The organism is Aquimarina rhabdastrellae (assembly GCA_947387485.1).
Lineage (GTDB): Bacteria > Bacteroidota > Bacteroidia > Flavobacteriales > Flavobacteriaceae > Aquimarina.
Genome location: CANDNT010000006.1, coordinates 174,928 through 187,552, shown reverse-complemented (window position 1 = coordinate 187,552; position 12,625 = coordinate 174,928). Strand labels below are relative to the sequence as shown.

The window sequence follows — 12,625 nt, the reverse complement described above, 5'->3', positions numbered from 1 at the left end:
ATGACTCAAAAAGAACAACTTAATTCAAATATTCCACATCATATTGCCATTATTATGGATGGTAATGGGAGATGGGCAAAAAAGAAAGGTCTCCTAAGGGCTATTGGGCATGAAAACGGAGCAAAAGGAGTACAAGAGGCTGTAGAAGCATGTACAGAAATTGGCGTTAAATATTTAACGCTTTATGCTTTTTCTACAGAAAACTGGAATCGTCCAAAACGAGAAGTTGATGCTTTAATGAAGCTCCTTGTCAATTCTTTAAAGAAAGAAGTTGCCTCTCTTCAAAAAAACAATATCAAGCTTAACGCTATAGGAAATTTAGATGCTTTACCAGAAAAGGTAAAGAATGAATTACTGTATGTTATTGATCAAACAAAAGATAATACACAAATTACCGTTACACTCGCTCTTAGCTATGGTAGTCGAGAAGAACTGATAAAAACTGTAAAAGATATAAGTATTAAAGTAAAAAATAATTTAATTTCGCCACATCTCATAAATGAAACAGTCATTAGTGAGCATCTGTACACCAAAAACCTGCCAGATGTGGATTTATTAATACGTACAAGTGGTGAACAACGTATTAGTAATTTCTTATTATGGCAAATTGCATATGCAGAATTATATTTTACTAAAATACTTTGGCCAGATTTTAGGAAAACTGATTTATTTGAGGCCGTATTAAATTATCAACAAAGAGAAAGAAGATTTGGAAAAACGAGTGAACAACTTAGCTAATATGCATAAACGAATATTTGTAGCAATCTTATTGTCTTGTATATTTCTATTACAGTCAACTCCACTTTCAGCTCAAGGTAGTATCCCTATTTCTAATGGAAAAGAGTACACTTTAGGTGAAATAAAAGTAACAGGTTCTGTAAGCTATAATGAAAATACCATCATTGCCTTTACAGGTTTAAGAAGTGGCGAACGTATATTTCTACCTGGTGATAAAATTAGTGGCATCATAAAAAAGTTATGGGACTTAGAATTATTTAGTGATATCAATTTTTATCTTACTAATGTAAAAGGTGATATTGCCGATATCGAAATTAATATTCAAGAAGTTCCTGAACTTACTGAAGTAAGAATTGATGGTATTAAAAAACGTAAACGTGAAGATCTCATAAAAGATAATCAATTGCGTAAAGGTGCAAAGGTTACAGAAAACCTTTTAACTACTACTCGTAACTATATTACTAATAAATATAGAAAAGATGGATACTTAAATACTAAGGTAGCCATTAACACTATACCTGTTAAAGATACTATTGAAAATAGTAACAAGGTTAAGATGGTTATTCGTATTGACAAAGGTGATCGTGTTAAAGTAAAAAATATAGTTATTAATGGAAATAGCGAACTTTCTAATAGTAAGATTCGTTCAACCATGAAAAATACTAAACGTAAACGCTTCTGGAGGTTTTGGAAACGATCTAAATATATTAAAGCTGACTATGAAGAGGATAAATCTAATATCGTTCAGAAATATAAAGAAAAAGGATTTCGTGATGCTAGAATCGTGATGGATACAGTTTTATCTAACAATAAGGAGACTGTTACCATTAATATGAATGTAGAAGAAGGTAATAAATATTATTTTGGTAATATCACTTTCTTAGGAAATAGTGTTTATACAGATAGACAATTAGCTCGTCAATTAGTTATCAAAAAAGGAGATGTTTACAATGGTGTTTTATTAGAAAAACAAATTTCTGATAATACTAAACCTGATGCAGATGATTTAACAAACCTATATCAAAATAATGGTTACTTATTCTCTAGTATTAATCCTGTAGAAACTACAATTAAGAACGATACTATTGATTTTGAAATTCGTATTCGTGAAGGAAAATTAGCTCATTTTAATAAAATTACTGTATCTGGAAATGATAAAACAAATGATCATGTAATCTATAGAGAATTAAAAACAAAGCCTGGTGAGCGCTATAGTAAAGATTTAGTTATTCGTACTGTACGTGAATTAGGTCAATTAGGTTTCTTTGATCCAGAACAGTTAGAACCTAAATTTCAAAACTTAGATCCTAATGCTGGTACTGTTGATATCAATTACCCTCTTGTAGAAAAAGGATCTAGCCAAATCGAGCTTCAAGGAGGTTTTGGTGGTGGTGGTTTTGTAGGGACTTTAGGTCTTGCATTTAATAACTTCTCTATTAGAAATATTTTTAATAAAGAAGCTTATCAACCATTACCAATGGGAGACGGACAGACGCTGCGTGTAAGAGCTCAAGCAAGTCGTTTATACCAAACTTACAGCTTATCTTTTATTGAGCCATGGTTAGGTGGTAAAAAGCCTTATCAATTATCATCTTCGTTCTCTCATACTATTCAATATTTATTCAACAACAGAACTCGTGATGTTGATAGAAATAGTAAGTTTTTAATTACAGGAGGTTCTTTAGGTATTGCAAAACGTTTAAACTGGCCTGATAACTATTTTACTTTATCTCAAGCCGTGAGTTTCCAACATTATAATTTAAAGAATTATAACACTAACTTATTTACGTTTGGTGATGGTTATTCTAACAACTTATCATATACGATAGGGATAAACCGAAACAATACGTTTTCTAATCCTATATTTCCTACAAGTGGTTCTGAATTTAATTTAGTTGCTAAACTTACATTACCATATTCATTATTTGATGGAGTTGACTATAAAGCATTAAGAGAAGAAAGAGATGGTTTAGATCCTGCTGATGCAGATGATCGTGCAAGAATATCTGAAATTGATCAAGAACGTTTTGATTGGTTAGAATTCTATAAAATTAAGTTTGATGCTACATGGTATACTACTCTTTATCAAAAATTAGTTTTAAGAACAAGAGCAGAATATGGATTCTTAGGAGCATATAACAATGATAGAGGTAATATTCCTTTTGAGCGTTTCTTTGTAGGAGGAGATGGTTTAGGAGCAAGAAGTCTTGATGGTAGAGAAGTTGTAGCGTTAAGAGGATATCCTAATCAATCACTTATCCCTTTAAGTAGATCTACAGATGTAGATAGTTCTAATGATGGGGCAACAATTTATAACAAATACTCGTTAGAGTTACGCTACCCTATTACTTTAAAGCCTCAAGCATCTATTTATATGCTTGGTTTTATAGAAGGAGGTGCCTCTTATGACAGTTTTAAAAGGTTTAACCCATTTGAACTTAGTCGATCTGCCGGAGCTGGACTACGTATCTTTATGCCTGCCTTTGGTTTATTAGGTATTGACTTTGGTTATGGATTTGACCCTGTACCAGGATTAGGTACTGGAGCAAATGGTTGGGAAACTCACTTTATCATAGGGCAGCAATTTTAATTTGGCATGATTATTTCAATAAACAAAATAACATTATGAAAACAAGAGTTCTTTTCTTATTAACAACTATTTGTTGGCTTTCTTTTTCTGCTTCTATTTTTGCGCAAAGAGGAATACGTATAGGATATATCGATATGGATTATATCTTAGAAAACGTTCCTGAATACGGTGAAGCTTCTGCACAATTAGAAACTAAAGTTCAGAAATGGAAAACTGAAGTCGAAGTTGTTCTTAAGGAAGTTGAACAAATGAGAAAAGATCTTAATAATGAACGTGTGTTATTAACAAAAGAACTTATTGAAGAACGTGAAGAAGATATTAATTTTAAAGAGAAAGAAATCTTAGATTACCAACAAAAAAGATTTGGGCCTAACGGAGATCTTTTTCTTCAAAAAAAGAGATTAATTCAACCTGTACAAGATCAAGTTTTCACTGCGGTACAAGAAATAGCAAAAAGCAAAAGATATGATTTTATCTTTGATAAATCAGCTGATGTTGTGATGTTGTATTCTGCAGATAAATATGACGTAAGCGATCAAGTACTTTTAAGAATTAATCGTGCATCAAAAAGAAAACAAGCTAAAAACAAAAAGGAGCGTAAACAAATTGAACAAGGTGAATCTAGAAATGTTGAGCAAGAAAAAGAAGTAACCGAACGTGAAAAAGCACAACAAGCTAAGATTACTGAACGTGAAAAATTACTAGAAGAACGTAAAGCTGCTAGAGAAAAAGCAAGAGCTGCTAAAAAGAAAGAATATGAAGAACGCCGTGCAAAACTTCTAGCAGAACGTAAAAGAAAGAAAGATTCTATTGCTGCTCTAAAAGCACAAAAGCTAAAAGAGCAAGAAGAAAAAAGCGATAATTAAATTAAACACAATTATAAAATTTATAACACTTAATATTACTAAAAATGAAACAATTTAAAACACTATTAGTAGCTTGTGCATTGGTATTGGGAGCAACAAGTTTTGTGAACGCACAATCAAAAGTAGCTCATATTGCATCTCAAGAACTTATCGAAGCTATGCCTGCTTATAAAGCTGCTATTAGCGAGTTAGAAAAATTAGAGAAGACTTATGATGGTGAGATCAGAAATATGATTTTAGAGTTTCAAAATACAACTAACAAATACCGCCAAGAAGCTGAAACTAAAACTGACGAAGAGAACGCAAAAAGAATGCAAGAGCTTCAAGCTACAGAAAAAAGTATCGGAGATTACCGTGCTAATGCATTAAAAGATATCGACAAGAAAAAAGTTGAGTTATTAAAGCCTATTTATGAAAAAGCTCGTACTTCTGTACAAAAAGTTGCTAGAGCAAAAGGATACCAATATGTTCTTGATTCTACTACTGGTACAGGAATCATCATGGCTGATGGTTATGATTTAATGGCTGACGTAAAGAAAGATTTAGGTATCTAAGAAAACTTATCTTTTCAAAACAGATATAAAAGCAACAAAGTTTTTTGTTGCTTTTTTTTATTTTTACGCCCATCATAAAACACATTCACACGATAATGTCATCACAACCCATAGGTATTTTTGATTCTGGAATTGGAGGAACTTCTATATGGAAAGAGATTGCTACTCTTCTTCCTTATGAGAATACTATTTATCTTGCTGATAATAAAAATGCTCCATACGGTACAAAAAATAAAGATGATATTGTTAAACTGAGTATAAAAAATGTCGAGCGTCTTTTAGCTTATGATTGCAAAATTATAGTTGTCGCTTGTAATACTGCCACTACTAATGCGATAAAAATTCTAAGAACTACTTTTGATATTCCGTTTATAGGTATTGAACCTGCCATAAAACCTGCTGCTTTATACTCTCAAACAAAAAGAATAGGAGTACTTGCTACAAAAGGAACTCTTAGTAGTGAGCTATTTGCAAAAACATCTGATTTATATACTAATGATATCGAAATATTAGAAGTTATTGGTAGTGGTCTCGTTGACTTAATTGAAGCGAATAAGATTGATAGCAAAGAAATGTACTCTTTGTTATCATCCTATATTCAACCATTAATTGATAAAGGTATTGATTATCTCGTATTAGGATGTACACACTATCCTTACTTAACATCTATTTTAAAGCAGATTTTACCACCTCAAATCTACATTATAGATTCTGGATTGGCTGTTGCGAAACAAACCCAACACGTTCTCGAATCTCATCAATTGAGTCAAACAACTACTTTAACTGGCACGCATTTATTATATTCTAATCACGATCCTGTTATACTTGATACTATTTTAAAAGATAGTGCTACAAATATTCCTTATCAAGTTTCTTTTCTTGATTTTTAAGCTATTTGAAATACGCTAACAGCTCTCCTTTTCTAGATGCCGATACCATAAGTTCTTTTTCATTAATAAGTGTAATACTCCCTCCTCTACCTTTTTTGTATCGTGTAATGGCATTAATATTTACTAAATAGCTTTTGTGTATACGTACAAAATCATGATCTAATAGTAGTTCTTCAAAATACTTAAGGGTTTTACTTACCAATTTATTTCCATCATTTAAATATATCTTGGTATAATTATCATCGGCTTGACAATATAAAATATCCGCGATCACTAATACTTCAAACCCATCTTGTAGCGGAATCGTTATTTTGCCTGTAATACCATTTCTTTTGGGTACTAAAATGGCATTGTGTAATTCCTCTTCTCTATTTTTAATATCTACTATATGATTTACTGCTTTGATCAAATCATCAATAGCTATTGGCTTTAATAAATAATATGTAGCTTGAGCATTTAGCGCATCAATCGCATAATGATCATATGCTGTAACAAAAATAGTTTCAAAGGTTCTCTCTGGGACTTTTTCTAATAAGTCAAAAGCATTTCCATAAGGCATTTCTACATCCAGGAATAAAATATCTGGTTCTTGCTTTTGCAATAAGCTCATAGTTTCATCAATTCCAGATGCTTCTCCTATAATCACTACGTCTGGACAGTATTTTGTAATATAATTTCTTATTATCATTCGGCTATTAGCCTCATCATCTACTATGATTGCAGTTAACTTCATATATCTTTTTTTAGCGTTAGTTTCACTTTTGTTCCTTCTTGATTATCGAATAAGTCAGTGATATAAACATTTACTTTATCACTGTACATTGTATTTAATATTTGTATTCTTTTCTTGATATTATCCATACCTTTTGAACGTTGTTTCTTTTGATGTGTAGTTTTCAAAACTTTTGATTTCTCTCTACCTATACCATCATCAACAACTAAAATTTCTAAAGCGTTTTTTGAGGTTTCTCTAAAACTAATGGTTAATTTCCCTTTTTCTTCTTTATAACGCAACCCATGCCAAACAGCATTTTCTACATAAGGTTGTAGCAACATCGGTGGAATTTGATATTGTTTAACGTCCAGAGTAGGGTCTATATCAATTGTATATTCAAATTTATCCTGAAATCTAAAATGTTCTAATTTTACGTATAAAGAAAGTAATTCAATTTCTTTAGATAACGGGATAAAATCCTCTTCACTATTCTCCAATACTGCTCGCATCAATAAAGAGAAATCTGTCAAATATCTATTTGCTGTTAATTCATCACTAATAGCAATAAATGTATTAACAGAGTTTAATGCATTAAAAATAAAATGCGGATTCATTTGTGATCGCAAGGATTTTAATGCTAATAAATTATTTGCATAGCGTTGTTGCTTGATATTTCTAGACATTAAATATGCTACTAATAATAATAATGTAGTTACCCCTATCAAAGCATAAATAATCACTAATTGCCTAGAAGTACGTTGTTCTGATAATTCGCGAGAAGTAAATGCTAGTTTGTATTTATTTTCGTTTAATTCTCTATCTTTTTCAAGTGTAGCTATTCTATTTTGCTTTGCATTTAATTCTCTAGAAAAACGAGCCGCTTGAGATATTTCTTGTTCTTTTTGAATATATAGTTTATCAACAAGTACCTCATATTCTTCAAATGCATCTGAAGCTTTACTTAATTCTCCTCGTTCTCTATATAGTTCTCCCAATTTACGCGTAGCGTCTTTCTGTACAACTAAATCATTTTTGGACTCGGCTTCTTTAATACTTTCTTTTAGGTATGGAATAGCCTCTTCGTCTTCATCTTTTGCGACATGTGCCGATGCTATTTTATAGTTCTGAACTCCAGCAGTAATCTGTCCATCCATCAAAATACCTATAGAATCTTTTGCTGTAGTAATCTCTTCGACATCATCAAGAATCTCTTTTCTTAATTCGATTTCTTTATCATAAAAACTATTTCTATTATAGAAATCTGCAGCTTTTATTTTTTGTCTTAACGAACTTTTTCTCCCTACTTTATTGGCTAGTCTAATAGAATTATCATAATATCCTATTGCATTATTTAACAAACCTTGTTTCTGAAAACACTCTGCTAGTTTTGCATTTAACCCTATTATTCTACTATTTAGTTTTTGTCTTTCACTTAATGTAAGTGCTTCTTTATAATATATGATTGCAGTTTTATGATCATCTTTTCCTGCATATCCATCACCAATTGTTTCATTAATATCTATTATACGTTCTATTGGGCTAATTTTTCGCTTCATTTGAAGCATCTCATCTAGTAATTCAATTCCTCCATCATATTTTCCTTCATCATTTAATGCTTTTCCCAATTTAATTTTGACCTTTATGGCATTTACGTTTTCTAGACTTTTTCTGTAGTTACTTTCAGCAAGATCAGGTTGTTTCCAATGCATATTAATATCTCCCAATAGCTCAAATAACTCAGCTCTTTTCTCTAAATGTTTAGGGTCATCTTCTTTTATAACTTCTAATGCTTCTGCAACATGTTCTATACTTATTACAGCATCATTTTTCAGTGTTACTTTTGCTAGTCTAACTTTTTCTTTATGGAAAATGTCATCTCGCATTTGAGCTTCTACTTCTCTAGGATGCTCCTTTACTAATATTTCTAGAGGTTGATCATCTATTACAGTATATCTTACTGTTTCAAATTTATCATCTCTTATAATTAGCTTATCTCCTATTTTTGCTTTTATACTAAATTCTCCCAATTGATTTGTAATTGTAAAAGCATCTCCTACAACTTCTATATGCACTCCAGCTAGAGGTCTATGCGATCTTTTTTCTTTTACAAGTCCTTTTACTGTGATATATTCATTGGATTGATTCCACCCTATAAACGAAACCATTAATAACACCAAAAAAATAATTCTTTCTCTATATTTCATTAATCAAAACCCAATTTCTAAACCTTAAACTTAGATGTTTTCTTTGGGATAATAAAATTCGTATCCGATGTTTTGCAGTGTTTTCAACACTTTTTGCAATTACATTGTCTAACTTACCTCGTTAAAACTCTACTTTTACTCATTGAACATAACACTATACTCATTTTGAATATTTTGGCATTTTTGTTGCTCTTATCTTTATGTAAACAAAAAATCAACAGTTTAAAATTTATCAAAATGGGAAGAATTCTTTTTATAAACTTACTACTGATATGTGGTATACATATGTCTTGTAGAGGTAACGCAACGTATCCAACTGTAGATGATACTTATCGCACTTTACTTACCACAAAGGTTGATCCTGATCTACGAAACATTCAAGTAGCCTTACTACTAGATACAAGCAATAGTATGGATGGTCTTATTGATCAAGCCAAAGCTCAATTATGGGATATTATTAATGAGTTATCCTATGCAGAATGTGGTGATCACAGTATAAAATTACAGATTGCATTATATGAATATGGTAATGATGATCTTGAGAAAAATGATGGCTATATAAGGCAAGTTCTTAGTTTTTCTGAAGATTTAGATCTTATATCAAAAGAACTTTTCGCTTTAACTACAAATGGAGGAAGTGAATATTGTGGTCAAGCTATCTCTAATGCTATTACCACATTAGACTGGAAAAAGAGCAATGAGCATCTAAAACTAGTTTTCATTGCGGGTAATGAACCTTTTACTCAAGGTCCTATATTTTATAAAGATGCAGCTCTTGATGCAAATGAAAAAGACATCACTATTAATACTATATTTTGTGGTAATTATGCGCAAGGTATTCAGTCTAAATGGAAAGATGGAGCTTTATTAACCGATGGCGAATACACTGCTATAGATCATAACCAAAAAACTGTTTATGTTGCCACTCCATATGATACCGAAATCATGGATTTAAATCATAGACTTAATAATACTTATGTTCATTATGGTCAAGAAGGCGAAGAAAAATTAGAACTTCAAGAGATACAAGATGACAATGCCAAAGCTTATAGTCCTGCTAATGGTGTAAGTAGAGCTGTAAGTAAGAGTTCTAAGTTTTATACTAATAGCTCTTGGGACTTAGTAGATGCTTACACCACAAACAAAGAAGTCATTACAACTATTAAAAAGAATGCTTTGCCAACTTCATTAAAAGGCAAATCTCAAAAAGAAATCAAGCAATATATTCTTGAAAAAAGTGCTGAAAGAAAAGACATTCAACAGCAAATTCAATTGTTAAACACAAAAAGAAAAGACTATATCAAAAATCAAAAAAAAACTGATAAAAACAATTTAGAAGATGCTTTGATAAACGCTATTAAAAAACAAGGAAAAGCTAAATCATTTACTTGGAAATAGTATATAAAAAAAGAGGATTCAAATTGATTTTGAATCCTCTTTTTTTATCAATTAATAATTTACGGCAGGGCATTTACATGAATAATGTTCTTTACGCTTACCAAAATCATATCCTATTGTTAATTGATGAAAACCTCCATCACTTAATACTACAGAATTTGATTGATAACTGTAGGTATACCCAAATACAAAGTTCTTATAGTTAACTCCCAAAAACGGTGTTATATATTGTAGGTTTTGACTTTCTATAGAAGATCCATCAGAAGTGAACTCGGCACCATCAAGACTTCTTCTATAAGATATCCCTCCCCAAAATTTACCAAAGTCAAGCTCTTTATACACTTTTGCATTAACATCTATAGTACTTTCTTTGGTCTGATCTGTAGCCTGAAATAATACAGAAGGTTCGATGCTCCATGTATCATCTCCTAAAGCATATACATACCCTAAAGAAGCAATATAACGTCTCTGATTATTAGATTCTCGTATAGGTGTGCCATTGTCAAAGATATCTCTTGTCGTGGGTAATATGTTTTTAATTGTAAAATGTGAATAGAACTCAAGAAAATTATATGAAATCCCCACATCTACATTAAAGTATGAATCTTTTTGTACTATTCCTGCTACTACAGGATCCGGATTATTAATAGGATCTAAATTAGTTTCGTCTAATTTAGCCTGAATGAATGCTGTACTTAAACCAAAAGATAATTGATTTAAATCTGTTTTATCTCTAGAAAACAATAAATGATACGCAAATGTCAAATATGCTCCTGTCTGAACAAAATTTGCATTTTCATCATTATATATTATTCCTCCTATCCCTACTTTATCTCCTATTCTAGAACTAAGATTTAAAGTTTGTAAATTAGGCGCATCATCAACATCAAACCATTGTTGTCGAGCTGTTAATCTCAATTTATTAGCATTTGCTGCTCCAGCCATTGACGGATGAATTAAATATAAATTATCCGATAAATAATCTGTATAAATAGGAACTCCTTCTTGAGCATTAGAAAAAGTGATCATCACCAAAGTGATTACCCCCCATAAGTAGTTTTTTACGGTCATGTTAGTTTAGTTCTTTACAGAAATAATTGAGTCATTGTGTAATTAAATAAACAGTAATTTTTTCAACTTATTTTATTCCTAACTTAGGTATTATAAGCCTTATACGTGTTTAGATTCTAGTTAAATATATAACTTTTAAGCTGCATTTTATTTAAAGAATGCCCACCATCGCTATCAAATGTTAATCGATATTCTTTTAGATTCATCTAAAAAAAACCTTTAAACCTCAGTAAAATCAAGGTATTTCATTTTATTTTCCCTTATTAACATTATGGTTTTTAATCACATAAAAATACTATTACTTTTTTTACATATTATTAATTAACAACCTTATAAATATCAAAAAAAGACTATACAATAGTTAATTATGTATCAAAATAGAATAATATTTCATCATAATTTATTACATCATTCTTTGAATTAAAGTTGGGTTTTAATGTGAATCTAAAATCTATCGATATGATTTTTATCTTATTATATCAAATCTTTGCTAGTTTTCTATTATTCAGCTTACTAAAATGTATATAAAATGATAAGCTCACTATCTACAAAACATCAATTACATTTTATTTGAACTCTCAATTTTTAGTAAATTTGCACCAATTAAAAATTCGCTATGTTATAAATAGCTTTTTTAAGTTATTAATTATTAATAAAGTGTTGGAATACACTATGCCTTATGGAAAAATTCACAATTAAAATAGAAACAACTTCAAACAAAAACATTGTTAAGTTTGAAGCCAATGAATTCTTAACTCAACATACGAGTTACGAGTTTGAAAATATTGATCATGCAAAAGAATCTCCTCTTGCACAACAATTATTCTACCTTCCTTTTGTAAAAAAAGTTTATATCTCACAAAACTTTGTTGCTATTGAAAAATACAATATTGTTGAATGGGAAGATGTACAAGAAGAAGTGGCTACTCAAATACAAGCTTACCTTAACGAAGGAAAACCTGTTATCACCCCAACTACAACAGCAAAGCAAGTTCCTGTAACTATCTATGCAGAAAGTACTCCTAATCCATCTGTTCTTAAATTTGTAGCTAATAAAAAATTAGTACTTAAAGGTTATGAATTTAAAAACATCGATGAGACTAAGGATGCTCCACTAATCCAACAGTTATTTCATTTCCCTTTTGTTAAAGAAGTTTATATCGATGAGAATTATATCTCTATTACCAAGTTTGATGTAGCAGACTGGAATGATATTACTATGGAGGTTCGTGAGTTATTAAGAACTTATATTGCTTCTGGTAAAGAAATTCTTTCTCCTAATATTAATTTGGATAAGCAGCAAATCCAGCAAGAAGCAGAACAACAATTTGAACAATTAGATAATACTTCTAAAGAAATCGTAAACATTATAGAAGAATATATCAAACCTGCTGTAGCTAGCGATGGTGGTAATATTATGTTTGACTCTTATGATCCACAAAGTAAAGTTGTAAAAGTAATTTTACAAGGTGCTTGTAGTGGATGTCCATCATCAACATTTACATTAAAGAATGGTATTGAAAATATGCTTAAAGAAATGCTTAAAGGTCAGGTTTCAACTGTTGAAGCTATTAACGGCTAAAACATTTCTTCAATTTC

10 protein-coding genes are annotated in these 12,625 nt (G+C 30.7%); 7 read left to right on the top strand and 3 right to left on the bottom strand.

Annotation, left to right across the window (positions count from 1 at the left end; translation table 11 throughout):
* The 5 genes from ACYEKI_RS11685 (at nt 1) to murI (ending at nt 5,638) form a co-directional block, all read left to right on the top strand.
* Complete coding sequence (locus tag ACYEKI_RS11685; protein ID WP_459211372.1) at nt 1-738, top strand: isoprenyl transferase; 738 nt, start codon at nt 1-3, stop codon at nt 736-738.
* 1 nt (nt 739) lies between these two features.
* The gene (locus tag ACYEKI_RS11680; RefSeq protein WP_459211371.1) at nt 740-3,328 is read left to right on the top strand and encodes a BamA/OMP85 family outer membrane protein; all 2,589 of its coding nucleotides are present in this window, start codon (nt 740-742) and stop codon (nt 3,326-3,328) included.
* Nucleotides 3,329-3,363: 35 nt separating this feature from the next.
* On the top strand, nt 3,364-4,194 hold the full coding sequence (locus ACYEKI_RS11675) for an OmpH/Skp family outer membrane protein (protein WP_459211370.1): 831 nt from the start codon (nt 3,364-3,366) through the stop codon (nt 4,192-4,194).
* Nucleotides 4,195-4,238: 44 nt separating this feature from the next.
* Entirely contained in the window at nt 4,239-4,748 is a 510-nt protein-coding gene (locus ACYEKI_RS11670) for an OmpH/Skp family outer membrane protein (protein WP_459211369.1), read from the top strand.
* Between the two features lie 95 nt (nt 4,749-4,843).
* Entirely contained in the window at nt 4,844-5,638 is a 795-nt protein-coding gene (gene murI / locus ACYEKI_RS11665; RefSeq protein ID WP_459211368.1) for a glutamate racemase, read from the top strand.
* A 1-nt stretch (nt 5,639) separates the two neighbouring features.
* On the opposite strand, the gene ACYEKI_RS11660 is transcribed toward murI, so the two are convergent.
* On the bottom strand, nt 5,640-6,371 hold the full coding sequence (locus ACYEKI_RS11660) for a LytR/AlgR family response regulator transcription factor (protein WP_459211367.1): 732 nt from the start codon (nt 6,369-6,371) through the stop codon (nt 5,640-5,642).
* Nucleotides 6,368-8,557 (bottom strand): tetratricopeptide repeat-containing sensor histidine kinase, encoded by a 2,190-nt coding sequence (locus tag ACYEKI_RS11655; RefSeq protein WP_459211366.1) that lies wholly within the window; start codon nt 8,555-8,557, stop codon nt 6,368-6,370. The genes ACYEKI_RS11660 and ACYEKI_RS11655 overlap by 4 nt, the downstream gene beginning before the upstream one ends.
* A 237-nt stretch (nt 8,558-8,794) precedes the next feature.
* Here ACYEKI_RS11655 and ACYEKI_RS11650 point away from each other — a divergent pair, with 237 nt between their 5' ends.
* A complete protein-coding gene (locus ACYEKI_RS11650; RefSeq protein WP_459211365.1) occupies nt 8,795-9,955 on the top strand; it encodes a vWA domain-containing protein in 1,161 nt (386 codons plus the stop codon).
* A gap of 51 nt (nt 9,956-10,006) precedes the next feature.
* On the opposite strand, the gene ACYEKI_RS11645 is transcribed toward ACYEKI_RS11650, so the two are convergent.
* Entirely contained in the window at nt 10,007-11,026 is a 1,020-nt protein-coding gene (locus ACYEKI_RS11645; RefSeq protein WP_459211364.1) for a PorP/SprF family type IX secretion system membrane protein, read from the bottom strand.
* A gap of 679 nt (nt 11,027-11,705) precedes the next feature.
* Here ACYEKI_RS11645 and ACYEKI_RS11640 point away from each other — a divergent pair.
* Nucleotides 11,706-12,608, top strand: coding sequence for a NifU family protein (locus ACYEKI_RS11640; RefSeq protein ID WP_459211363.1), 903 nt, complete (start codon nt 11,706-11,708; stop codon nt 12,606-12,608).
* Nucleotides 12,609-12,625: the final 17 nt, after the last annotated feature.

Coding starts and splice junctions, on each gene's coding strand:
- murI (WP_459211368.1), top strand. CDS start 4,844: ATGTCATCACAACCCATAGGTATTTTTGATTCTGGAATTGGAGGAACT.
- ACYEKI_RS11655 (WP_459211366.1), bottom strand. CDS start 8,557: ATGAAATATAGAGAAAGAATTATTTTTTTGGTGTTATTAATGGTTTCG.
- ACYEKI_RS11650 (WP_459211365.1), top strand. CDS start 8,795: ATGGGAAGAATTCTTTTTATAAACTTACTACTGATATGTGGTATACAT.
- ACYEKI_RS11670 (WP_459211369.1), top strand. CDS start 4,239: ATGAAACAATTTAAAACACTATTAGTAGCTTGTGCATTGGTATTGGGA.
- ACYEKI_RS11685 (WP_459211372.1), top strand. CDS start 1: ATGACTCAAAAAGAACAACTTAATTCAAATATTCCACATCATATTGCC.
- ACYEKI_RS11680 (WP_459211371.1), top strand. CDS start 740: ATGCATAAACGAATATTTGTAGCAATCTTATTGTCTTGTATATTTCTA.
- ACYEKI_RS11660 (WP_459211367.1), bottom strand. CDS start 6,371: ATGAAGTTAACTGCAATCATAGTAGATGATGAGGCTAATAGCCGAATG.
- ACYEKI_RS11675 (WP_459211370.1), top strand. CDS start 3,364: ATGAAAACAAGAGTTCTTTTCTTATTAACAACTATTTGTTGGCTTTCT.
- ACYEKI_RS11645 (WP_459211364.1), bottom strand. CDS start 11,026: ATGACCGTAAAAAACTACTTATGGGGGGTAATCACTTTGGTGATGATC.
- ACYEKI_RS11640 (WP_459211363.1), top strand. CDS start 11,706: ATGGAAAAATTCACAATTAAAATAGAAACAACTTCAAACAAAAACATT.